Origin of the sequence: Pandoraea sp. PE-S2R-1 (genome assembly GCF_002179865.1) — a bacterium.
Lineage (GTDB): Bacteria > Pseudomonadota > Gammaproteobacteria > Burkholderiales > Burkholderiaceae > Pandoraea.
Window position 1 is genome coordinate 88,520 of the sequence record NZ_NGUR01000013.1, and the last position, 24,415, is coordinate 112,934.

Annotated in this window: 19 protein-coding genes; 14 read left to right on the forward strand and 5 right to left on the reverse strand. The window is 63.8% G+C overall.

The window, feature by feature from the left end:
- Positions 1-12: 12 nt before the first annotated feature.
- The gene (locus CDV44_RS16350; protein WP_087688976.1) at positions 13-933 is read right to left on the reverse strand and encodes a hypothetical protein; all 921 of its coding nucleotides are present in this window, start codon (positions 931-933) and stop codon (positions 13-15) included.
- 348 nt (positions 934-1,281) lie between these two features.
- Here CDV44_RS16350 and CDV44_RS16355 point away from each other — a divergent pair, with 348 nt between their 5' ends.
- The 4 genes from CDV44_RS16355 to CDV44_RS16370 all read left to right on the forward strand — a co-directional run bounded on the left by CDV44_RS16355 (position 1,282) and on the right by CDV44_RS16370 (position 7,787).
- On the forward strand, positions 1,282-1,941 hold the full coding sequence (locus CDV44_RS16355) for a response regulator transcription factor (protein WP_087688977.1): 660 nt from the start codon (positions 1,282-1,284) through the stop codon (positions 1,939-1,941).
- Positions 1,938-3,284 (forward strand): HAMP domain-containing sensor histidine kinase, encoded by a 1,347-nt coding sequence (locus CDV44_RS16360; RefSeq protein WP_087688978.1) that lies wholly within the window; start codon positions 1,938-1,940, stop codon positions 3,282-3,284. Before CDV44_RS16355 ends, CDV44_RS16360 begins: the two co-directional genes overlap by 4 nt.
- Positions 3,285-3,326: 42 nt before the next feature.
- Positions 3,327-5,060, forward strand: coding sequence for a glycosyltransferase family 39 protein (locus CDV44_RS16365; RefSeq protein WP_087688979.1), 1,734 nt, complete (start codon positions 3,327-3,329; stop codon positions 5,058-5,060).
- A gap of 201 nt (positions 5,061-5,261) precedes the next feature.
- On the forward strand, positions 5,262-7,787 hold the full coding sequence (locus CDV44_RS16370; RefSeq protein WP_087688980.1) for a hypothetical protein: 2,526 nt from the start codon (positions 5,262-5,264) through the stop codon (positions 7,785-7,787).
- Between the two features lie 109 nt (positions 7,788-7,896).
- Here CDV44_RS16370 and CDV44_RS16375 read toward each other — a convergent pair whose 3' ends face one another.
- Both CDV44_RS16375 and CDV44_RS16380 read right to left on the reverse strand, forming a co-directional pair.
- Entirely contained in the window at positions 7,897-8,724 is an 828-nt protein-coding gene (locus CDV44_RS16375; protein WP_058378827.1) for a family 1 encapsulin nanocompartment shell protein, read from the reverse strand.
- Complete coding sequence (locus CDV44_RS16380; RefSeq protein WP_087688981.1) at positions 8,721-9,839, reverse strand: Dyp-type peroxidase; 1,119 nt, start codon at positions 9,837-9,839, stop codon at positions 8,721-8,723. The genes CDV44_RS16375 and CDV44_RS16380 overlap by 4 nt, the downstream gene beginning before the upstream one ends.
- 414 nt (positions 9,840-10,253) lie before the next feature.
- On the opposite strand from CDV44_RS16380, the gene CDV44_RS16385 reads away from it, so the two are divergent.
- The 5 genes from CDV44_RS16385 to CDV44_RS16405 are packed head-to-tail and all read left to right on the forward strand — an operon-like array spanning position 10,254 to position 18,437.
- A complete protein-coding gene (locus tag CDV44_RS16385; protein ID WP_087688982.1) occupies positions 10,254-13,409 on the forward strand; it encodes an efflux RND transporter permease subunit in 3,156 nt (1,051 codons plus the stop codon).
- A gap of 13 nt (positions 13,410-13,422) precedes the next feature.
- Positions 13,423-14,712, forward strand: coding sequence for an efflux RND transporter periplasmic adaptor subunit (locus CDV44_RS16390; RefSeq protein ID WP_087688983.1), 1,290 nt, complete (start codon positions 13,423-13,425; stop codon positions 14,710-14,712).
- A gap of 53 nt (positions 14,713-14,765) precedes the next feature.
- The gene (locus tag CDV44_RS16395; protein ID WP_087689117.1) at positions 14,766-16,229 is read left to right on the forward strand and encodes an efflux transporter outer membrane subunit; all 1,464 of its coding nucleotides are present in this window, start codon (positions 14,766-14,768) and stop codon (positions 16,227-16,229) included.
- A 9-nt stretch (positions 16,230-16,238) separates the two neighbouring features.
- Positions 16,239-16,913 (forward strand): heavy metal response regulator transcription factor, encoded by a 675-nt coding sequence (locus CDV44_RS16400; RefSeq protein WP_039375692.1) that lies wholly within the window; start codon positions 16,239-16,241, stop codon positions 16,911-16,913.
- Between the two features lie 27 nt (positions 16,914-16,940).
- A complete protein-coding gene (locus CDV44_RS16405; RefSeq protein ID WP_087688984.1) occupies positions 16,941-18,437 on the forward strand; it encodes a heavy metal sensor histidine kinase in 1,497 nt (498 codons plus the stop codon).
- Here CDV44_RS16405 and CDV44_RS16410 read toward each other — a convergent pair.
- Both CDV44_RS16410 and CDV44_RS16415 read right to left on the reverse strand, forming a co-directional pair.
- Positions 18,399-18,980, reverse strand: coding sequence for a hypothetical protein (locus CDV44_RS16410; RefSeq protein WP_087688985.1), 582 nt, complete (start codon positions 18,978-18,980; stop codon positions 18,399-18,401). The genes CDV44_RS16405 and CDV44_RS16410 overlap by 39 nt on opposite strands.
- Positions 18,981-19,083: 103 nt before the next feature.
- On the reverse strand, positions 19,084-19,701 hold the full coding sequence (locus tag CDV44_RS16415; RefSeq protein ID WP_087688986.1) for a hypothetical protein: 618 nt from the start codon (positions 19,699-19,701) through the stop codon (positions 19,084-19,086).
- Positions 19,702-20,354: 653 nt separating this feature from the next.
- Here CDV44_RS16415 and CDV44_RS16420 point away from each other — a divergent pair.
- The 5 genes from CDV44_RS16420 to CDV44_RS16445 all read left to right on the forward strand — a co-directional run bounded on the left by CDV44_RS16420 (position 20,355) and on the right by CDV44_RS16445 (position 24,355).
- Positions 20,355-21,188, forward strand: a complete 834-nt coding sequence (locus CDV44_RS16420) for a DUF2092 domain-containing protein (RefSeq protein ID WP_170936013.1) — start codon at positions 20,355-20,357, stop codon at positions 21,186-21,188.
- A 633-nt stretch (positions 21,189-21,821) separates the two neighbouring features.
- Positions 21,822-22,007, forward strand: coding sequence for a hypothetical protein (locus CDV44_RS28075; RefSeq protein WP_150685537.1), 186 nt, complete (start codon positions 21,822-21,824; stop codon positions 22,005-22,007).
- 183 nt (positions 22,008-22,190) lie between these two features.
- On the forward strand, positions 22,191-22,598 hold the full coding sequence (gene arfB, locus CDV44_RS16435) for an alternative ribosome rescue aminoacyl-tRNA hydrolase ArfB (RefSeq protein WP_058378835.1): 408 nt from the start codon (positions 22,191-22,193) through the stop codon (positions 22,596-22,598).
- Positions 22,599-22,730: 132 nt separating this feature from the next.
- On the forward strand, positions 22,731-23,063 hold the full coding sequence (locus CDV44_RS16440) for a helix-turn-helix domain-containing protein (protein ID WP_170936014.1): 333 nt from the start codon (positions 22,731-22,733) through the stop codon (positions 23,061-23,063).
- Entirely contained in the window at positions 23,060-24,355 is a 1,296-nt protein-coding gene (locus tag CDV44_RS16445) for a type II toxin-antitoxin system HipA family toxin (RefSeq protein WP_087688991.1), read from the forward strand. The genes CDV44_RS16440 and CDV44_RS16445 overlap by 4 nt, the downstream gene beginning before the upstream one ends.
- The last annotated feature ends 60 nt before the right edge of the window (positions 24,356-24,415 follow it).

Sequence of the window (24,415 nt, forward strand, 5' to 3'; positions counted from 1 at the left end):
ACCGGCGTCGCGCTATGTGATGCTGGGGTAACAGGTGTTGAGCCAATTGACATTGGGTGCCAGCGCGAGCTCTCTCGAGCCGGCAACGCTCAGCGCGCGCTGCATGGCCGCGGACGAGCCAGCGATCTGAGGTACCTGCCGACCGGGAGGGTTTGGCCGTTCGGACTGGGTTGCCATTATCAGCGCGCGCCGCTCGTCGTCAATGCCTCGAGAGCGATCCACCCCGTAGCCAGCCCAGCGAAAATGCGGACCCGCACCGGAGCCGGCGAAGCGAAAATGCATCAACGCGCCACTTATATAGCGAACAAACCTGTGCAGCAGTTCCTCGAACCGGGCGTCGTCCAGAAAACTCCCGACCTCGGACGCCGGATCGCTGAATGCGTCTTCGACCTCCGGACCGAATACATCGCCGCCAAAATTGAGCCACCCCTCTGGTTCAGGCCGGGATACCGGGCGACTGGCCTGCATCGCCGCCGCATACCGGCGCTCCCCGATTGCCGCAAGGCCGTCTGCCAGCCACAACACATCGGGATTCAATCGTGCCCGAACCCGATCTTGCGTGAGACGCATCAACGCTCTGCCAGCAAGCCCTTCCGACAACGGGATCAATGGATCGATCAAGTTGAGGCCCAGTGAGTTCTCCACTACATGTAAAAAGCGCGAACGATCGGCTTCGGACATCTCATCTGGCGTGAACACCTCATTGCCAATCTCAAAACCCTGATCATCGAAGCGGGTGAGCGCGCCCAGAATCTGAGAGCAAATGGCGTTTAACGTCTGTTCGATTCGACGCGACGGCTCAGCCGGCAAGGTTTGCGTCTGCGCATCCACTGTCAGGGCAGACGGTCCGGCAGCCGATGGGCTCTCGCGCGGCGGTGCCATTGTTTGCCATTTCACTGCCGCTCCGGCAGCGCCTGGCGTGGCATTTATCATGTCGATCTCCTTGCGCTTGTGTTTACGATGACGAATCAATAGTCAGGGCAGCGCTCACCCGTCACTTTCACATTTCGCCGGGCAACGGCGCGTCGATCGGGTCGCCTATCGCGTTTGTGAATCAACCTAAGTGCCCCCATCACGCGCCTCAGCGCAATCGACATAAAAAAGATCGTCTAAGTGTTTGTTTAATCGTGTCATTTCATGGCATAGTCGCGCCGGCACGTGCCGATCTTCACTAAGTTTCTCCTAAGTTTCGCGCGCTATCGTGCTCCCCAGCCGTCGCCAAACGCGACGGCCGGTGAATTGGCGCCTTCCACAGTCGCGCCGTGAACATTTCAGAGAACCATGCGGATATTGCTCGTAGAAGACGACGAGATGATCGGTGAGGCCATGATGCAGGCGCTCAAAGACGCCTCGTATGCCGCCGATTGGTGTCGCGACGGCGAGTCGGCCCTCTCGGCGCTGGCCGCCCATACCTATGACCTGATGCTGCTCGACCTCGGCTTGCCCGGGCGCGACGGCTGGGACGTGCTGCGCGCCCATCGCGGCGCGGGCGGCCGCACGCCGATCATCGTCGTGACCGCACGCGACGGCGCCGAAGACATCATTCAGGGCCTCGATCTCGGTGCTGACGACTTCGTCGTCAAGCCCTTCGAAGTCGGTGAACTGCTCGCGCGCATGCGCGCCGTCATTCGCCGCAATGCCGGTGTGGCCGTCCCCGTGCTCACCAACGGGGCGCTGGCGCTCGACCCGGCCACGCATGAAGCGACTTACGGCGACAACAAATGTGTGCTCTCCGCCCGTGAATACGCGCTGCTGCATGCCCTGATGCTGCGCCCCGGCACGATCCTCTCGCGCGACGCGCTGGAGCATCGCCTTTACGGCTGGGGCGAGGAGATCGAGAGCAACATGATCGACTTCCTGATTCACTCGATTCGCAAGAAGCTCGGCGCCGACGTCATCCGCAATATTCGCGGCGCCGGCTGGCTGGTGCCCAAGGCATGACGATGCGCTCGTTGCAGTCGCGACTGGTCGTCACGCTCTCCGCTTGTGCGGTGGGGCTGGGCATCGTCGCCGGTCTGGTGTCGTATGCGGCCGCCTTTAGCGAGGCGTATCGCTTTCAGGACGACCAACTGCTGCAACTCGCCGCGCTCGTCGACACCCGCAACCTGTCGAGTGCCGACGACGCCGTGCACGGCCTGCCCATCAAGGATCACGATTACCGCCTCACCGTGCAGACACTCGGCGGCACGTTTCCGGTCACGCTGACCGACGGCTTCCACACTGTCGAAGGAACGGCACGGGGCGACCACACGTGGCGCGCCTTTGTCCGCACGATCACGCCGGAACTGCGCATCGTGGTGGCGCAGCCGACCGAAGGCCGCAACGAGATTGCCCGCAATAGCGGTCTGCGCACCGCGCTGCCGTTCGTGGTCTTCGTGCCGCTGCTGATCGGGGCGATCGTGCTGACCGTGCGCCGGGCGTTCCGGCCGCTTCAACGACTGGCCGATGGCGTCGATGCGCGGCGCGAGACCGATCTGCACGCGCTCGATACGGTCAGTGCCCCCAAGGAGATCGAACCGTTCATCGTGTCGATCAACCGGCTGCTGGCCCGTCTGGCGAAAGCGCTCGACGAGCAGCGCCGCTTTGTCGCGGACGCCGCCCACGAATTGCGCTCGCCGGTCACGGCGCTGGTGATTCAATCGGAAAACCTCGACCGGGCCCTCGCGCCGGTGGAACTCGAGACAGAGACACGCGCGCGCCTCACCAAACTGAAAAGCGGCTTGCAGCGTACGCGCGGGCTGCTGGAACAACTGCTGACCCTCGCCCGTGCCCAGAGTGCACCGACGGCCGAGGCCACACCGCTCGCGCTGCTGCCGGCGGTACACGAGGCACTGGAAGACGTATTCGTACTGGCAGACCGCAAGATGATCGTGCTCGACCTGATCGACACCGCGCCGGGGTTGCGGGTCGCGAGCACCAAGCGCGACATCGTCACGTTGCTGAGTAATCTGGTTGGCAACGCCGTGCGTTATACCCCGGGCGGCGGCACGGTGTCGGTGCGGTTGTCGGCGACGGGTACCGACGCCGCCATCGACGTCATCGATTCCGGCCCGGGCATCGACGCCGACAAACGCGAGCGTGTATTCGACGCGTTTTACCGGGCCACCGAGGTGCGTGACTCTCATGCGCCCGGGCTCAGCACGGAAGGTACCGGCCTGGGGCTGGCCATCGTGCGGGCCATTGTCGATCGCCTCGGCGGTCAGGTATATCTGAAGGACGCCAACCTGGTGCCGCCGCGCGGACTGCATGTGCGCGTGACGCTGCCGAACCCTGACGTTTCGTAACACCCGTTCCATTCATCCAACAAGACCGGAAGTTTCGCATTCATGTCCACACGCCCTCAACGTGACGCCGGGTTAGAACCCTGGCCGATCTCTCCCGCCGCCCTCCTCTGGCTGCTGGCCGCGTTCGCGCTGGTCTGGTTCGGCCTGCTGAACTGGCGGCATCTGATCTCCAGCGACGAAGGCCGCTATGCGGAGATGGCTCGCGAAATGCTGGCCACCGGCGATTGGGTCACGCCGCGCTACAACGGCTATCTCTATTTCGAGAAGCCGCCACTGCAAACGTGGATGAACGCGCTCACCTTCATGGTGTTCGGTCTGGGTGACTGGCAGGCGCGCCTGTGGACGGCACTCACCGGCTTTGGCGGCGTGCTGCTGGTGGGCTACACAGGGCGCCGGATCTTCGGCGCCCGTGCGGGACTGTTCGCGGCCATCGCACTGGCGAGCGCGCCGTTGTGGGCCTTGCTGGGGCACTTCAACGTGCTGGACATGGGCCTGTCGTTCATGATGGCCGTTGTGCTGTGCGCCTTGTTGCTGGCGCAACGCCCGGGACTCACGGACACGCAGACACGCAACTGGATGTGGCTGTGCTGGGCCGCGATGGGCCTGTCGATTCTGAGCAAGGGGCTGATCGGCATCGTGCTGCCCGGTGCGGTGCTGGTGGTCTACACGCTGGTGGCGCGCGACTGGGCGTTGTGGAAGCGCCTGTATATCGTGAGCGGATTGATCGTGCTGCTGGCGGTCACCGTGCCGTGGTTCGCGGCCGTGATGGCGCGTAACCCGTCGTTCTTCGACTTCTTCTTCGTGAACGAGCACTTCAACCGTTTCCTGAAGCCGGACCACAATCGCAACGGGCCGCTGTACTACTTTGTGCCGGTGTTCATCGTGGGCTTCCTGCCGTGGCTGTCGATGCTGCCGCGTGCGATTTCGGCCTCGCGCGCGACGCCGCGTCAGGCGAACGGCTTCCGCCCGGTGACGATGCTGTGGGTCTGGGCGATCCTGATTTTCTGCTTCTTCTCGGCCTCGCATTCGAAGTTGATTTCGTATGTGCTGCCGATCGCACCGGCCGTCGCCATACTCATCGGGCTGGGGCTGGCCGGGATGACGCGCGAAAGCCTGCGCAAGCATCTGATCGTGTCGGTAGTGTTTTTCGTGGCCACCATCGTGACGTGTCTGGTGTTTCTGTCGCATCACTCGGACAGCCGCAACCCGGTCGAGGCGTATCGCGCGTTCTCGTACTACCTGTACGCGGCGAGCATTGCCGGCTTGATCGGCATCGGCTTGACGCGCTGGCTGGCCAAGCGCAGCACGAAGCAGGCGCTGATCGCGTTTGCCGGTACGTGGCTGGCCTTCACGATGATCGGTGGCTCGGGGCATGAGGCGTTCGGGCGGGGCAGCTCGGGCGTCGATCTGGTACCGGCGGTGCGTGCGGAGATGCAGCGTCTCGGCCCGGATACGCCGTTCTACTCGGTGGGCACACTCGATCACACGATGCCCTACTACCTGCAACAGCCCATGATCATGGTCGCGGTACAGGACGAGCTGGAGTTCGGCATCTCGCAAGCCCCGGATAGCTGGGTTCCGACACTCGCCAAGTTCGCCGATGTGTGGATGGCGGCCCCCAAGGCGCTCGCGCTGGTCGACCCGGAGAAGTTCACGGTGCTCGAAACGCTCGGCCTGCCGATGAAGATCATCGCTCGCGATAACCGTCGCGTGATGATCGAAAAGCCGATGGCGGGCGATGCGCCGGCACCGGCATCTGCCCCTGCGGCGAACTGACCCGTTCCGTTTCCGTTGTTCTCGTGCCAGCGCGGCGACTTGAAGCCGCCCGCTGGCACCGTCTGGCCGCGAAGAACTCAAATCGCGTACACTTGGCGACGCACGATCCTTCTCCGTGCCTCCCCGTAGCTATCCCGCAGTTTGTCGATCGTTGTTGTCGGCGAGGGTCTTCCGTCGCCATGTGAACAAGGACGTTTCAACATGCAGACGCAGGACCAGGCGGCACGCCAGACACCCACCGACGCTCCCGAGCAACGCAAGGCGTCAGATCAGGCTGGCGAGATTACCGACAACAGGCCGGCGGCTGCCGTACAACGTCGTATCGATCAGCTGGCCGAGAACCACGTTGCCGACTCGTCACAGCAGCAACTCTCCCAAGCCATTCAGAACAGTCCGCGCATGCAGATGCAGCGGCAACAGCGCGACTCGACGATCGGCACGGCCAGTGCACCTCGCGCATCCGCAGGCGTGGTTCAGGCGAAATGGGATTCGACCGGGGTCAGTCCCGAAGATGAGGAGCAGATCCGCGCACTGGCAGCCAGGGGGGAGAAATACATTCAGGCGGCATTCCGCAAGCTCACCGCCGGCTCCGCAGAGCTCACTCGACGCTTCGAAGCCGTCGTCGGCGATGCCCTGACGGGCACCACAAAGCCCATCATCGACAAGCTGCTGCTCAATGCCTTCAACGACGGCGAAAAACACACGGCGGCGGAGTTGATGGCCATGGTCGAAGAGGCAGCGGTCAAGTCTCCCCAGATCCGGGGCGCACATCAACAGACGCCTGCGTTGGCTGAGCGCATGGACGAGTGGACCGAGCGTCTGGGACGCCGCGGCGACAAGTCGTCCACCGCCGTTACGAAACGCCAGAAGGCGCGTGCTGCAACCGGCAGTTACCCCCTGCTGATGCTCACGCATACGGCGCCGATGTCCGACACAGGCGATAACCCCCATCGCCAAGGCAAGGAGGTTTACCCACCGGCAAGCAGCGTCGACTACTACCGGACAGGAGACAACCGGCAAAGCCTGCTCCTCGCCATGCCGGGGTCGAAGAAAAAGCAATACGTCTTCGTCAAGCCGGTCTACGACTTCTACAAGCAACTGGACAGCTCCCTGACATTCGCACCCGGCAATACTTCAACGCTGGCGCCCGGCGTCATGTATGCCCATAGCGGCACCGGACGATACCTGCATTCGGGCTATGGATCGGAAGTCAATTCCTATACCAAGGAAAAGCTGCTGGCCGCTGCCGGCACGCCGGTCAGTGGCGAACGGCTGGCGGCGTCGAGCGCCATGCCGAAAACGTACTTCGATGCGGGCAATCCATTGCGGACATCCGCCTATCTCGATGCCGCAGGCAATGTCGATGCCGAAGGCCAATTCTCGCAAAGCTACCCCACGATCATTCTCCAACACTGCCGCGAGATCGTGGCGGCGCTGGCGGGCATTCGCGGGACGCACTTCCGCACCGTTGTGGCCGACGTACGAAGCGGCTACCTCACGTATCCGTGCCCCATCATCGAGCCGGTCTCGGCCCGGACGCTGACGAAAGCCGAGATTGCACCGCACATGAAATTCATCATGGACGAGTTCAATGCGGGTTCGAAGGTCAAGATGTATCAGCGCAACAGCTTCGGCTTCCTGTACCCGACGATTTCCGATCTGGAGCGATCCATCCGCTTGTGGCCGGGGCAGCTCGACGCACCGTACTTCATTGCCAAGGTCATGGAGGTACTCAAGCGCTACGACGCCTGGGTTGCGCGCTCGCGACTGGCGGGCGGCGATGCTGCATTGCCTGCGGCGGCACCGCGCGTTATCCCGTCGGCTGCCATGACACAGGGGCAAACACCGAACGCCACCCTATATGCCACGTTGGTCCGCGCCATGGGTTACGTTCGGAGCGTGTGCCTCAAAGGCGGGTTCGCGCCGGGCCGGAAGCTCGATTTCCTGCAACAACGCCTGGTCGTCAATCTGAACAAAGGGCAGTGGCTGCTGCGCATGCGGCGCTACGGCAACTTTCTCGGCGCAGACAAGGCCGATCTGTTCCTCGAGATCACACAGGTCGTCGAGAATCTGAACGAGTACGGCCTTCAACTGGTGGAACTGCAAAGCTGGGCGCCGAGCGCCGACGAGTTCTCGAGCGTCGTCAGGCAAGGCTACGGCACGGCGGCGGCACCGTCCGGGCACCACATGACGGGCGCCGCCCTCACGCACAGCGGCATGCAGGCCGGCATGGTCGCCATGAGCCTTCGCAAGGCGTCGAGATTCCGGCTGGGTCCGGCCTATTTCGAATTTCCGCGCGACGTGCTCAATAGCAACCTCGCCAAGACGCCATCGCAAAAAAACACCTTGCATTACGACCCGGCTTACAACTTCACGCACCGCGACGAAATCGCCACGCACGGTGTGGTGCCGTCGCACCGGGCTGACGATCTCTGCGCGATCATCGACGTCACCAACGTCAAGCCGTCCGAGTTACCCGGGATCCTGGCCCGGCACGCCGAGACGCCCTCGATATTTCTGTACGCCAGTCTGTCGAAGCACTTCCAGTTCGGTATGGACAGGTTCACGCTGGGGCTGATCGTGGAACTGAACAAGAACAGCGCTACGGCGTCGGCGCTCGGATCTTATTCGATACCTGTGGAGCTGATTCGCTACTACATTCAAATGCAAGCGGCCCACAATCTGGGTCTGAAGGCCGAACTCGACAAGGCATTGGAAGCGCCCTGACGACCGAGCGCATCGCCCGAAATCCGCTCGCGACGAAACGACAAAAAAACACCGGCCGGGCAACGACGCCCACCGGTGTTCTTGTTTCTACGGCCCTGTGCGACCCGTCTTACTTCGCCTTTGCCGTCTTAGCCGGCGCGCCCGGGGCGACCGACACGCTGGCTTCGGCCGTCAGCATCAGGAACGTGAACGTTTCTTCCAGATACAGGCGGACCGTCTCGGCGGTGTGGTCGAGATAGCCGATCGACACGTCCTGACCGATGTGCATCTCGTAGTCGCCGCCACGCGTCGACACGATGGCACCGCCGTCGATCGCCGGGGCCCAGATGATTTCGCCGCTCACGATGTGACCGATGTGCTCGAGAATCGGGTAACCCTGATCGTTGGCTTCGGCCACGGCCGTGTAGGCATCCGCGCCCAGCAACACACTGTACGGACCATCGACACCCTCAAGGCGCAGTTGCTCCAGTGCCTTGGCGATGACGGTCGGGTAGTCGGCGATGCTCTTCGGCAACGGCAGGACCGGGTTCGACGTGCCTTCGCGCACGCCCGTGATCTGCGCAGCCTTGTAGCCGTCGAAAATGGCGCGGTCTTCGGCGTACGCCAGCTTGATGGCGGCGTCCTTCGCCGGCTGCCAGTCCGAATCGTTGGCGCCGCGCTCGACGTCGTCGATCGCTTCACGCGAGAGCTCGAACGGCACGCGCAATACCACCAGCGGCAACACGGTACGTTGACGCGCATCCACGCCCTTGAGCGGCGATGCGATCGACTTCTGATGCCCCGTGCCTACGCCGGCCAGCGCCAGACCGCCCGGCCCCTTGACGTCGACCACGCGGCGAGCCGCGACGGTGCGCTTGAACGTACGCGCCACTTCTTCTTCGATCTGCTCCCATGCGGCGTTCGAAATGGGGGCCAGTTCGCGATGCAGGTTATTCATGCCTGAGAAACTCCTTTGAGCGATCCGATATTCAGCGAACCCGCCACCGGGGCGGTGCTCGCATTGGTGAGAGAGGAAACGGTAGCGTCGACCACGGCCGTGTTGCGCGACTCGCGCGGCTGCGTGTCGATCAGCGTCTTGACGACGGGCGACTCGGTGGCTTCGGCCACCGGTTCGCGATCGGCCAGCTCTTCCAGCAACGCGGCCGACGGGACGAAGAACAATCCGCCCGTCACCGCCGTGCTGAAGTCGAGCAGCCGGTCATAGTTGCCCGGCGGCTTGCCGACGAACATGTTTTCCAGCATCTGCTCGATGGGCGCCGGCGAGCGCGCATAGCCGATGAAGAAGGTGCCGAACTCAGCAGAACCGGGCCGGCCGAACGGCATGTTGTCGCGCAGAATCTTGATTTCCTTGCCGTTTTCTTCCAGCGTGGTCAGCGCGCTGTGCGAATTGCTCGGCTTCACGTCTTCATCGAGCTCGACATCCGAGAGCTTGGTGCGCCCGATGATGCGCTCCTGCACTTCCACCGGCAGCGCATTCCAGCCGGTCATGTCGTGCAGATACTTCTGCACCAGCACGTAGCTGCCGCCGGCAAAGTCGGGATCTTCGTCGCCCATGACGGTGAAGTCGATGGCTTCCTGACCCGTCGGGTTCTCGGTGCCGTCGACAAAACCGACCATGCTGCGCATGTCGAAGTAACGGAAACCATGCACTTCGTCGACCACGGTGACCGCATCGCCGAGCTTGTTCAGCATCAGCGTTGCGAGATCGAAACAGAGATCCATCTGGTCGGCACGAATGTGCAGCAGCACATCGCCGGGTGTCGCCGGGGCGTGCCGTTTGCCCGCACCGAACTCGCGGAACGGATGCAGCTCGGCCGGGGCCGGGTCGCCGAACAGGCGGTCCCACGCGTTGTCGCTGAAACCGACAACGCACGAGAGATTGCCCGACGGCACGCGCTTGCCCACGGCACGCACGTACGCGGCGGCATCGGCGCACCAGGCACGCACAGTCGCATGCGCAGCGGCGTCATCGCGAACGGTGGCGACGAGAAAAATGGCACTACGGGTGACGGTGCCGGAGACCGGCTGTGGTTCAGGGGGACGTTCAGTCATTGCTTTCCTGCTTGGGGCTGGGGTTCTCGACTGCGTCGCGCCCGCATCGGGACAGCCATGACCGGTGAAGGGCACGCTGAACGCTATCGGGCGGCGACTTTTGGTGTGCCTGATTTATAACGCAACACACCGTAATATGCCACTCCCTTTGCACGCTCCTCGCGCAGAGCCTTGCCGGGCGGGCCTCGGCGGGTCGTTCGCCGGAATATGGCAATTGCGCCATTTTGGCGTCATTTTGGCGTTGGCAGTGCGCCACTACCATGGCGTCGTCCCGGGGCCCCGTCCGGTGCGCAGTCATGCGCGCCGGCAGACAACAAGGCCCTAGCCCGGACCGACGCTGCGCGCCCACAGGCTCACGGCCGTCGACCGGCCCTTGACCGTACGTCTGCGACTGCGCCCGAGCGCGTCTGAACCATGTGGATTGTTAACGTTGCGCTCAAACGGCCTTACACGTTCATCGTGATGGCCATCATGATTCTGCTCGCCACGCCGCTGACGCTCATGCGCACGCCCGTGGACGTGCTGCCGGAAATCAACATCCCGGTCATCAGCGTGATCTGGACGTATACCGGGTTGTCCGCCCAAGACATTGCCGACCGGATGATCTCCGGCAACGAGCGTGGCCTGACGACCACGGTCAACAACATCGAGCATATCGAGTCGCAGTCGCTGCCCGGTATCGGCATCATCAAGATCTTCCTGCAACCGACGGCCAACGTGCAGACCGCCATCGCGCAGGTGGTGGCCGTGGAGCAGGCGCAGGTCAAGCAGATGCCGCCCGGGGCCACGCCGCCGCTGGTAATCAGCTACTCGGCGTCGTCGATTCCCGTGATGCAGCTCGGCCTGTCGAGCCCGAGCCTGTCGGAACCCGCCCTCAACGATACGGCGCTCAACTTCCTGCGTCCGCAACTGGTGACGATCCCCGGCGCGGCGGTGCCGTATCCATACGGCGGCAAGACGCGCCTGATTTCGGTCGACATCGACTCGCGCGCGCTGCTCGCCAAAGGCCTGACGGCGCAAGACGTGGTCGCCGCCGTGAACGCCCAGAATCTGATTCTGCCGACAGGTACGGCGAAGATCGGACCGCGCGAATACAACGTGGACATGAACGGGTCGCCGCCGACGGTCGAAGGCCTGAACAATATTCCGGTGCGCACGGTGGGCGGTGCCACGACGTATCTGCGCGAAGTCGCCCACGTGCGTACTGGCTTCTCGCCGCAAACCAATATCGTGCGTCAGAACGGCCAGCGCGGCGTGCTGATGTCGATCATGAAGACCGGTGACGCCTCGACGCTGTCGGTGGTCGATTCACTCAAGGCATTGCTGCCGGAAGCCCGCGCCGCCCTGCCCTCCGACTTGAAGATCTCAGCGCTGTTCGACCAGTCGGTGTTCGTGAAAGCGGCCGTGCAGGGCGTGATTCACGAGGCGCTGATCGCGGCGGCCCTCACGGCCGCGATGATTCTGCTGTTCCTCGGCAACTGGCGCAGCACCTGCATCATCGCCATCTCCATTCCGCTGTCGATCCTGTCGTCGTTGCTCGCTCTGCACGCACTCGGCCAGACGATCAACATCATGACGCTCGGGGGGCTGGCGCTGGCGGTCGGTATTCTGGTGGACGATGCGACGGTGACGATCGAGAACATCGAGCGGCACTTGCACATGGGCACCCCACTGCACGAGGCGATTCTGGAGGGTGCGGGCGAAATTGCCGTGCCGGCGCTGGTCTCGACGCTGTGTATCTGTATCGTGTTCGTGCCGATGTTCTTCCTGACCGGCGTGGCACGTTACCTGTTCGTGCCGCTGGCCGAAGCCGTGGTGTTCGCCATGCTTGCGTCGTACGTGCTCTCGCGTACGCTCGTGCCCACGCTCGCCATGCTGCTGATGGGCAATGCGCATCACCCTGACCCGAACGCGAAGCCCGGCGTGTTCCGCCGTATCTACCTGCGGTTCGACGCCGGTTTCGAGCGCATGCGCGGCGCCTACATCGTGGTGCTCTCCAACTTGCTGGTCCGCCGCCGCATGTTCGCGCTGAGTTTCCTGGCGTTCTGCGTGCTGTCGATGGGGCTCGTGTTTGCGCTAGGCGCCGACTTCTTCCCGACGGTCGATGCGGGCGACATCCGCATGCACATGCGCGCGCCGACCGGCACTCGTATCGAAGAAACGGCGCGGCTGGCGGACGAAGTGGAAAAGGTCGTGCGCGAAGTCGTGCCCCCGAAGGAACTCGAGACGATTCTCGACAACCTCGGGCTGCCGTATAGCGGTATCAACCTCTCGTACAGCAATGCCGGCACGATCGGTACGCTCGACGGCGAAATTCAGATCGCCCTCAGCCCCGATCATCAACCGACCGCTGGCTATATCGACAAGCTGCGCGCGATCCTGCCGCAACGCTTCCCCGGCGTGGAGTTCTTCTTCCAGCCAGCCGACATCGTCACGCAGATTCTCAACTTCGGTCTGCCCGCCGCCATCGACATCCAGATCAGCGGCAATCAGCAACTGGCCAATTTCGACATCGCGACGAAGCTGCTCAAGCAGGTGCGGCAGGTGCCGGGCACGGTGGACACCCATATCCAGCAACGCGTGAACGCGCCGACGCTGCACCTCGATATGGACCGCACGCGCCTTCAGCAACTGAACCTGAACGCGAACGCGGTCGCACAGAACGTGCTGATCTCGCTCTCGGGCAGCTCGCAAACGTCGCCGGGGTTCTGGTTCAACAGTCAGAACGGCGTGGAGTACAGCCTCTCTGTGCAAGCGCCGCAGTACCGCGTCAGCTCGATCGACGACCTGCTGCGCACGCCTGTGGCCGGCACGGCCAATAACGGTCAGCCGCAGTTGCTCGCCAACTTCGTGAAGGTGGTGCCGACCGAGCAGTTCGCGGTGGTCAGCCACTACAACATCCGGCCGGTGATCGACTTGTACGTGAGCGTGGAAGGCCGTGACCTCGGCAGCGTGGCGGGCGACATCAACAAACTCGTGGCCAAGGCCCGACAGGACCTGCCGCGCGGCAGCCAGATCGTGGTGCGCGGTCAGGTGAGCACGATGCAAAGCTCGTATCTGGGGCTGGGCGTCGGCGTGGCGATGGCCATCGTGCTGGTCTACCTGCTGATCGTGGTGAATTTCCAGTCGTGGGTCGACCCGCTCATCATCGTGAGCGCCCTGCCCGCCGCCCTTGCCGGCATTGTCTGGATGCTGTTCCTGACCGGCACGCGGCTGTCGGTGCCGGCTCTCACGGGCGCCATCATGACCATGGGTGTGGCCACCGCCAACAGTATTCTCGTGGTCGCCTTCGCCCGGCAGCGCATGGAATCGGGCATGGCACCGCTCAAGGCGGCGCTGGAGGCCGGTGCGGGCCGTATCCGGCCGGTGCTGATGACCGCGCTCGCCATGATCATCGGCATGGTGCCGATGGCGCTGGGTCTCGGCGAAGGCGCAGAGCAAAACGCGCCGCTGGGACGCGCCGTGATCGGCGGCCTGATGTTCGCTACGGTTTCGACACTGTTCTTCGTGCCGCTCGTGTTCGCCGGGATTCACACCCGCCTCGCGCGTCGCAAAAAAATTGCTTCTTGATGGGTTGACTGACATGACCGAGAAACATCACGCCGAACTGGCCCTTCCCGAGCACGACCCGGCCGACGGACGGCAATTGCCGCCGCGCAAGGGCGAATTCCGCCGCGCCAAGATCGCACTGATCGTCGTGGCCGTGCTGCTGATCGCCGGTGCCGCCCGCACCACCGTGTCGAACGCCCTGCAACGGCGCGACGTCGCCAACGTGACGGTGGAGAACGCCAAACAATATGTGAGCGTCGTCACGCCGGAGACCACGTCGGCCAGCGAAACCCTGCTGCCCGCCACGTTGCGCGGCGCGGTCGAATCGCCGATCTACGCCCGCGCGACCGGCTATTTGCTGCGCCGCTACGTCGACATCGGTGCCCGCGTGAAACAAGGTCAGTTGCTGGCCGATCTCGATACGCCGGAAATCGATCAGGAGCTTGCTCAGGCCATCGCCCAGCGCAACCAGATCAACGCAAGCCTCGGGCTGGCGAAGTCGTCGCTCGATCGTTGGCAGCAACTGCGCCAGCGCGACGCCGTCTCGCAGCAGGAGCTCGATGAGCGCCAAAGCACCTACACACAGGGCATCGCCAATCTGGCCGCCGCTGACGCCAACGTGAAGCGCCTGCAACAACTCGAATCGTTCAAGCGCATCGTGGCACCGTTCGACGGCGTGATCACCCAGCGCAATGTCGACGTGGGCGACCTGATCGACGCCGGTAGCGGCACCAGCCGTGCGCTGTTCTCGCTCGCACAGACCGACCCGTTGCGCGTCTACGTGCAAGTGCCGCAGGCCTATGCACAGGGCGTGACCGTGGGTCAGCCCGTGGTGGTGACGCAGGCCGAACTGCCCGGCGAGCACTTCCAGGGCAAGATCACGCATGTGTCCGGTGCCATCGACGTGGCCACGCGTTCGCTGCAAATCGAAGCGTCGCTGCCCAACCCGGACGGCAAGCTTCGCCCCGGCGCTTACGTACAACTGGCGCTGCCGAGCGCGGCGCGAGCCCATCTGAGCGTGCCGTCCAACGCGCTGCTGTTCCGTGCGGAAGGCCCGCGCGTGGCCGTGGTGGACGATCAGGGCGTGGTGCATCTGCACAAGATCGTGATCGCTCAGGATCTGGGGCAGTCGCTGGAACTGGCCGACGGCGTCGCACCGACGGACCGCGTCATCATCAACCCGAGCGACTCCATCGACGACGGCGACCACGTGCAGGCCAAGGCGCTGGCGGTCAAGGCGGCACCGGGCGGCAAAGCCGGTGGCAAGCCCGCCGAGAAGTCGGAAGACGCGGCTAACGGTAAGGCGCAAGGAGCGCAATCGTGATCGCCAGCGAACGCATGGGTCCGGCGTCGGCGATACGGCAGCGCGTGCCTCGCATGACCGATGGCCGCAGTCTGCGGCTCGGTGCCGTGGTGCTAGGCGTCGCCACACTGCTCAGCGCCTGCGCCGTCGGGCCGGACTATCAGCGCCCCGAAGTCTCCACGCCGCCCGACTGGAAAACCGACAGCTACTGGCGGCTGGCCCAGCCGTCACACGCGCCGTTGCAGCCCGACTGGTGGACCTCGTTCCACGAGCCCGCGCTCGACGATCTCGAGAAGCAGGCACTGGCGCAGAGCCAGACGCTGGCGGCCGCCGTCGCCCATTACGAACAGGCCCGGGCAACGCTTGCCGGTACGTCCGCGCAACGTCTGCCGGAAGTCGACGCGTCGTTCGGGCTGGCACGTCAGCGCATCTCGGCCAACCGCCCGCTCACGAGTTATTCGTCGTCGATGATGTCGACGGTGCAGAACAACGTTCAGCTCGGCCTCGGTGTGAACTACGACACCGACCTGTTCGGACGCATCCGCCGTCAGGTCGAAGGCGCGCAGGCGTCGGCCGAGCAGGCTGGCGACGATCTCGCCAACGCCCGGCTGGTGCTAACCACCCAACTCGCTACGGCCTACTTCCAGTTGCGCGCCCTCGACGCTGAGATTCACGTGCTCGACGAGTCGGTCAAGTTGCAGCAGAAGGCGCTCGACTATGTCAGTGCACAGCACGATCTGGGCGCGGTCTCCGGGCTCGATGTGTTGCAACAGCAGTCGGAACTCGACACCACGCGCGTGCAGGCCAAGCTGCTGCATCAGCAGCGCGATCAGTACGAACATGCGATTGCAGCGCTCGTCGGCGTGCCCGCCCCGGCATTCTCCGTGCCGGTCGGCACGCTGACCGACGCGCTGCCGGGCATCCCGCTGGGGGTGCCGAGCGACGTGCTGCAACGGCGCCCCGACATCGCGTCGGCCGAACGGGCCATGGCGGCGGCCAACGCTCAGATCGGCGTCGCCAAGGCCGCCTTCTTCCCGAGCCTGATGCTCAACCCGTCCATCGGCTGGCAAGCGACGGACTTTGCCAACCTGCTCTCCGCACCGAGCCTGCTCTGGACGCTGGGCACGGCGGCCTCGCAAGTCATCTTCGACGGCGGACGCCGGCAGGCCGGTGTGGATTACGCGAGCGCCGGATATCGCGCGGTTGAAGCCAACTACCGCCAGACGGTACTCACCGCCTTCCAGCAGGTGCAGGACGGTGTGACCGGCCTGTCGGTGCTTGACGGTGCGGCGCACGAATCCCATGCGGCAGTGGTCGATGCACAGCGCTTGCTGAGCCTCGCCAACGACCGTTACTCGGGTGGCCTGACCGCCTATCTGAGTGTCATTACGGCACAACAGAGTCTGCTCGCCAGCGAGCGGCAGGATGTGCAGATTCGCGGGCAGCAACTGGTGTTGTCGGTTGCGTTGGTCAAGGCGTTAGGCGGCGGATGGCTGCCGTCGGATTCATCCACTGACTCGTATAATGCGCAAAGGTGAGGTGACGACATGAAAGTACTGATCGTTGAAGACGAACATAAGGTAGTGGACTATCTGCGCTCGGGGTTGACCGAGCAAGGCTGGGTGGTCGACGTCGCGCTCGATGGCGAAGAAGGCACCCATCTCGCGCTGGAGTTCGACTACGACGTGATCGTGCTCGATGTCATGCTCCCCAAGCGCGATGGCTTTGCTGTGCTCGGCTCGTTGCGTGAACGCAAGTCGACGCCGGTCATCATGCTGACGGCCCGCGATCACGTGAACGACCGCGTGCGCGGCCTGCGCGAAGGAGCCGATGACTACCTGACCAAGCCGTTCTCGTTCATCGAACTGGTCGAGCGCCTGCATGCACTCGCGCGCCGCACCCGTGTGCAGGAATCCACACTGATTTCGGTCGGCGACCTGTACGTCGACCTGATCGGACGCCGCGCCACGCGCGACGGCCAACGGCTGGATCTCACCGCGAAGGAATTTCAGCTGCTCTCCGTACTCGCCCGTCGTCAGGGCGACATTCTCTCGAAGACCGCCATTACCGAACTGGTCTGGGACGTCAACTTCGACAGCCACACGAACGTGGTGGAGACAGCGATCAAACGCCTGCGCGCCAAGCTGGACGGCCCCTTCCACACCAAGCTGCTGCACACCGTGCGCGGCATGGGTTACGTGCTGGAGGTGCGCGAGGCGTAAGCCGAGCGCATTGCCGCCGCGCTCACCATGGTCAAACACTCGATCTCCCGCCGGCTCGCCGCGATGTTCGCGGTGGTGGCGCTATCGGTGTTCGCGCTGGTGGGCACCGCGCTATATATGATGCTTCGCGTGCAGTTGGAACGGCACCTGCGCGAGTCGCTCGACGATCGCGCGCAGATCGCGCACATCATCGTCTATCACGGCGGCACGCCCGAGAAGTGGCAGATCGTGCGCGAGAAACTGAGCGACATGACACCGCGCGATGGCACGACGACCTACGCCGTGTCGAGCGACGACCCACGGTTTACCTTCGGCACCCCCGTGGGCGGCATGTTCGTGAAGCGGCTATCGAACGGCTACGTACGCCTGCGCCCTGACGGCGGCGGCGACGACATGCTGACCACTCGCGAGATATTGCCGCCCTACGGCTCGCGCCCGGCCGTGACGCTTCAGGTGTCGGCCAGCTATTCGCCCAACGAGCGCACGCTGCGCGCCTTCGGCCTCGGACTCGCGGCGCTGTCGGCGCTCGGCAGTCTGGGTGTGCTGCTGCTCAGCTACTCGGTCACGCGACTCGGTCTTTCACCGCTGACACGGCTCACGCGCGAAGCCTCGCAAATCAGTCCGGACAACCGCTCGCAGCGACTGGATACCCGTTCGCTGCCGGTCGAACTCGACGATCTCGCGCATTCGTTCAACGGCGCCCTCGCCCGGCTTGACGGCGCGTACGAGCGGCTGGAATCGTTCAACGCCGACGTCGCACACGAGTTGCGCACGCCGGTGACGATCCTGATCGGGCAGACCGAAGTGGCGCTCACGCGCGACCGGCCGGTCGAAGACCTCCGTGCCCTGCTGCAATCGAATCTCGAAGAACTGGGCCGCATGCGCACGATCATCAACGACATGCTGTTCCTCTCGCGGGCCGATCAGGGCGAGCGGGCGACGGGCCTGACGGGCGTGTCGATCGCGAGCGAAGCCGCACACACGCTGGAGTTTCTGGAGATTCCGCTGGAAGAGGCGCAGGTGGCGGCGCGGCTGCATGGCAGCGCCTTTGCCCATGTGAACAAGGCACTCGTGGGGCGCGCTGTCGCGAATCTGGTGATGAACGCCATCGAGCATTGCGCCCCGGGCGCCACCATCGACGTGCGGATATCGCAACCGGCCAAATCAGCACACGACGCCGATCAGGTGCGCATTGAAGTCGCCAATCCGGGCGCGCCGATTCCGCCCGACGTGCTGCGGCATTTGTTCGACCGCTTCTACCGCGCCGAGCCGTCGCGCACCAACAGCCGCGAGAATCACGGGCTGGGGCTGGCCATCGTCAAGGCCATCGCCGAAATGCACGGCGGCACCGTGTGGGCACACAGTGCGGGCGGCCTCAATACGTTTGGTTTCTCGGTGTCGAAGGGACCGGCGGCACCTGTCGACCCGCTGGGGACGGGCCCCATGGCACAGGCGGGCCCGGCAAGTCCGGCAGTCGCTGGTTCGTCAGAGGCCCTGCCGACCGTGGTTGCCCGCTCGCGATAGGGTCTGCGGCGCAAAGCCGGTCAGCGTTTCACCCAGCGCTTCGCGCGCATAGGCAGCTGCGACAGTCATCTGTGCGAGCCGTGCCCGCAACTCCAGATTCTCCCGTTCCAGATGTTGTACGCGCCGCATGGCATCGGCCACGTCGGCACTCGCATGCCCGTGGGAGAGTTGACCTTCAGGCAGGGCATCGAGCAATGTCATGGCCCTCGCCAGGTTTTGCTCAAGCTGCTGCGCCCAGACGGAATGGGCATTGACGGGCAACGATGCCGATGTCGGCACGGCCGGCATTTCGTAGGCGGTGCGCGCACGAACGATGGCCTTTTGCACGGTGCCGGCACTCGGGCGTCGGGCCACACCGGCCAACCCCATCAGCTTCAGATACGTTTGCGCACCGTAAATGCGATGTGCGGCAGACCAGGCGTCGTGCAGGAAAGCGTCGAGAAAGGCCGGATTGTTATGGGGATTTGCCGTGTCCGCGTCGCGGGCGGCGGCGAGCAATGCGGCGTATGTCGCATCGTCAAATTTAAGAGCGGACCGTGCCATGGCGACCTCCGGTCGTGGGCGCTTGCCGTTTGGGGGGATCAGGCGCCGGTCGTGGTGTCACCGGCGCCCAATGGTCAAACCGACTGATCGTCCGCCGCGTGTCTTACGGCTTGGGAGCCGGCGGCGGCGGCGGCGGAGCCCACTTGCGCTTGGCATCCGGGTCTTGCGTCACGGCCACGGCAATCGCTTCGGTGTAATCCACATTGACGGAATCGCCCACCTTCACGCCATTGAGCAGCGAGGGGTCCTGCACGGCGATATCGACGGTGCGCTTCGGACCGCGCAGCGTGATGACGTTGGCCGTGCGGTCGATCTTCTGCACGGTCGCCACGACCTTGATGTTGCGCGCCGCATCGGCAGCCGGACGATTGCCCGGCGTGGCACGGTTCGCTTCTTCAGTGACGACGCTGCTGCGAATGCCACCGCCCGGTGCGACCGAGATGGCAATCGCCCGCTCATACGCCACCACCACCTTGTCGCCCTTGCGCATCTGCTCGAAGTTTCTCACTTCGGGCCCGACCACGAAGGTCACCGGTTTGCCGTGATCGTCGGCAACCTGAATGGTGCGGTTCTTGACGTCCACGCCAAGCAGTGTCGTTCGGAACTCGACGACACCGCCGCGCACGATCGGTGCGGGCGGGGGGGCAGCCTGCGTTTGTGCATAGGCGGCCTGCCCCAGCGACAACAGACCGGCCAGAATCATCGCTTGCGTGAGCTTCATGGTGTGTCCTTTTTGTTATCGCCGAATGAGAATCCGTCATTCGAATTCGGCAAATAGTTAATTATCCGAAACAAATTTCCGATGACCGGCGACCTGCGCCAATTACCGAATGTTTCACGGCGATAGTAACAAAATAATTCATTTCGGCAAGATAATTTTGTTTTGCATACCAAATACCGTTAGCCACCGGATAATTAAAATTACCCACCCCCCGACCTCGCCAAGCCTACAGGCCTTGAGCCCCATAGCCTCCATTGAATTCCGTTGATGAAAATCAATAAACCATTCATGTATGGACGATAAGTACATACCCATTTTCAATCAAATTAGAAACAACTTGTTACAAAGTCATTCATTGAAGTTACGTAATTCTTAATCCGTTCGGATGATGCATTTCGTCTTGACAGTTTGCAATCCGAATCACTAATCTTGTTCCTACCCGACCCGATGGTCACGCGGCCTTGCCGGTATATTTGTGCGGGTCAACGATTCGTGACCCGCCCTGCCTCCCTTGCGCCGATATGCGGCGCCCCAGCACGTTGTTGTCGTCCCGTTCACACCCGCCCTTTGAATGAGGTCACACAGTGCCATCCATGTCTTCCCGACGAACGCTTCCCCATGGCCCGGATCACCCTGATTGCGGGCTGACGCGCATGCTGACTCGCACACTGACATTCGGTGCGGCGGCCGCCATTGCGCTGGCGTCTTACTCGGTCTCCGCACAGGCCCCCGCCTCGGACAGCACGCTCCCGGTGCAAGGCATGCCGGAGAAACAGCAAGGCGCCGTCGATGCGTTGACGAAAATGAGTCGTTACCTGAGAACCTTGCAGCGCTTTCACGTGGAGGCAGATTCGGTCACCGACGCCGTGTTGAGCACCGGCCAGAACGTAGGCTTCCTGCATCACACTGACATGTCGGTGCAGCGCCCCGACAAGGTCCGCGCAGTGGTCACCGGCCAAGCGCGCAATCGCGGCTTTGTCTATAACGGCAAAACGTTCACGCTCTACGACGAATCACTGGGCAAGCGCTTCTACAGCCGGGTCGACGCGCCGCCGACCATCGATGCACTGGCACGGGATATCGATCAGAAGTACGGCATCGGACTCCCGCTGGCCGATCTGTTTTATTGGGGCATGGACCCTGACGACGCCGCTCAATTGCGCTCGGCGCTGTTCATCGGGCTCGATCGCGTGAATGGTGAATGGTGCAATCACTACGCGTATCAGCAACCCGATGTTGATTGGGAACTGTGGATTCGAGCCGGTTCGCGGCCCCTGCCTTGCCGGTTCGTCATTACCGATACCACCCAGCCGTCGCGACCGCGGCATTCCGTGAATTACCGGTGGAACGTCAATCCGGCGTTCGCGGCGGGAACGTTCACCTATCAGGTGCCCGCCGGTGCGCAGCGTATTGAGATGCGTCCGCCCGGGCCGCCGCAAGACGGACCCGAGCGCCAGACTGGACAAACGCAGGGAGGTCGACAATGACCCGGATGACTTCCTTGCCTTCAGGCACGCCAACACCGGCGATTCACCGCAAGCCCGCAAGCCGCCCCGCGATGCGAGCGATCTGCCTGACGGTCGCGGCCACCTTCGCCGTCGTCTCGACCCATAGCTTCGGATTCGGATTTCGTGGCGGTGCGCGGACCAGTCTGCATGGTGGCGGCGGCGGCGGTTTTCACGGTGGCGGCATGGCAAATGCCGGCGCTGGCGCGGGTGGCATGCAGCGTGGCGGTGCACCGGGTGGCAACACGCCCATGCACGCCAATGCGGGCGGGCCTTCCGGTGGACCGCCCCACAACGGCGGCCAGCCGCCCGGGCCGGGGCCCGGACCTAACCCATCGCCGCAGCCGGGGCCGGGGCCACACCCCGCGCCACCCGGCCCGGGTCCAGGCCCGGGACCGGGACCGGGGCCCCATCCGCCGGGCCCGGGGCCGGGGCCCGGACCTGATCCGCATCCGCCGCCACCGCCTCCCGGTCCTGGTCCTGGTCCCCGGTCCGCATCCCCCGCCGCCTCCGCCGGGGCCCGGACCCGGGCCGGGGCCGCATCCGCCGCCCCCGCCACCGCCACCTCCGCCGCCTCCGCCCCCACCGTATTGGGGAGGTGGCTGGTACGATCCGGTGGCCGCCGCGGTCACGATCGGCGTGTCGGCGGCGATCATCGGCTCGACGGTAGCCAGCTTGCCCCCGAGTTGCGTCAGTACTGTAGTGGGCACCGTGGCGTATCAGCATTGCGGCTCGACCTGGTATCAGCCCGTGTACTCGGGCACGGTCGTCCAGTTCGTGGTGGTGTCGCCGCCACGCTGATCTCACCGGCACGCATCGTGCCCGCGTCCATGCCGGCGATCTCGCGTCTCTCGATGCGACATCGCCGGCATGCGCTTATTGATCGCTTATTGATCGCTTATGGGTCTCAACACGATCATGGGCTTTGCCGTTTATGTGCTCACCCGCTTGTGAGCCGCATGGCCGGGACGTTATCCTTCCCCCATGAACCGTCGCATTCTCATCGCCCCCGAAGACGTCGAACTCACTGCCATGCGCGCTCAAGGCGCTGGCGGGCAGAACGTCAACAAAGTCTCAAGTGCCATCCATCTCCGCTTCGACGTCATGCGCTCGTCGCTGCCCGATGACGTCAAGGCGCGCCTGCTTTCCCGTCTCGATCAGCGCATCACCCAAGATGGCGTCATCGTGCTCAAAGCTCAGCAGCACCGCTCTCAGGAACTCAATCGCGCCGATGCATTGGCACGCTTGCAGGCACTGGTCGATGCCGCCGCCATTCCTCCGCGTCGCCGCATTCCCACGCGTCCAACGCTCGGCAGCCAGATGCGACGCCGGGATGCCAAGCAAGTGCGTTCGCGGGTGAAAGCGACGCGGGGCAAGTTCCACGACGAGTGAGAAGCGCCAATCACACAAAAGATAACTATCATTATCTTTTTTACGAATAAGCTATCTTTTATTATCTTTTCTAGCAAACCTGCGTGTGCGATGCTAAGATAAAGCATCATTTCTTTGAAAAAGCACATCAAGATGAGCTTTCTCGACACACTGATCGCCGCACGCAAAGAAGCAGGTCTCACGCAATCCGACCTCGGAGAACGCGCCGGCCTATCGCGCATGACTGTCCAGAAGGCCGAGTCAGGCGCGCTGGATCCGCGGATGTCGACGGTACTGGAAATGGCGCGCGCGCTCGATCTCGAACCGATGCTCGTCCCCGCGAGTCTGCGTCAGGAAGTCGAAGCGTTTCTGCGCTCCGGCGGCAAGTATCTGGGCCAGCCCAGCGGTGTATCTGCCCCGCCATCTATCGTTGAAACGCTGGCCTCGTCCGGCACGACACCGCGTCCCACGCCCTCCCGCTCATGAACATCAAGTACCTGCGCGCCTATCTGCATATGCCCGACGGGAGCCGCCGCCCCGTCGGCTATCTGTCGCAATACGGTGACATTCTGCGCATGTCGTTCGACGAGGATTACATCGCCGACGCGCGCCGCCCGACGCTCTCGCTCGCCTATCGCGGCGCCAGCGAAAACGCCACTCGTGACATTCTCAGATCCCCGCAGGACGCCCGGCTGGTGCGCACGGACGGCCGGTGGCCCGTGTACTTCGAGAATCTGCTGCCCGAAGGCCACAATCGCGAGCGCCTCGCCGCCGAACGGCGTTGCAGCCCCGATGATGAATTCGAGTTGCTCGCTGCGGCGGGCCACGATCTGATGGGGGCGCTCGAAGTCGAACCCGTGCCGCCGCGCGAAGGCGTGCCCGACGTCGTGCATCGCTGGCACACGGCACTCGGGCTCGAAATGATCGAGCCCGGTTTTGTCGACACGCCGGTTGAAGACGCCGCGTCATTGCCGGGCGTCGTCACCAAGTTCTCGGCGGTACGCGATGGCCGCCGCTATGTCGTCAAGCGTCAAGGCCGCGCCGGGTCGGTCATTCTCAAATTGCCCACGACGCGTCACCCCGATCTGGTCGAAAACGAATTCACCGGCTATCGGCTGTGCGAAGCGTTGGGGCTCGACTGCGCCAAGGCAGAGATCATCTCGCGCCGTGACGCCGATCTGCCCGAGCAGGTCCCGTTCGAACATATTCTGGCCGTGCCGCGCTTCGACCGGCTGCCCGACGGGCGGCGCGTGCATATGGAAGAGTTTGCGCAAGTGCTTCAGTACCCGCCGCGCAGCAAGTACGGACGCGGGCTCGACGTCGACTATACGACGATGCTGCGTGTGCTCGACCAACTCTCGGCACAGCCCGTGCAGGATGTGCGGGAATTCATGCGGCGTCTGATTGCCTTCATCCTGCTGGGCAATACCGACGCGCACCTCAAGAACTGGGCGCTGACCTATCCCGACGCCCACACACCGCAACTCGCGCCGGTCTATGACCCGGTATGCGTGGCGGCGTTTTTCCACGACGTGCCCGCATCGCACTACGGTGTGAATCGCGCCATCGACAAGACGCTGCGTGCGTTCGGTTGGCCGGCCCTCGAAGCGCTGTTGAAGGGCGCCGGTCTGCTGCGCGTCTCGCGGATGATGACGATTGCCCGCGAAACCGTCTCCGAAGCACAGGCCGCATGGCCCAAGCTGCTGGACGACGCCCCCGCCGCCGTGCGCGCCACCGTGCTCGAACGCCTCTCGGGCGGCGTGGCATTGACCGCCTGACACGCCTTCACTCAATCACTGCCCGCCAAAAACAGCGATCAAAATTATTACCCGGGTAAT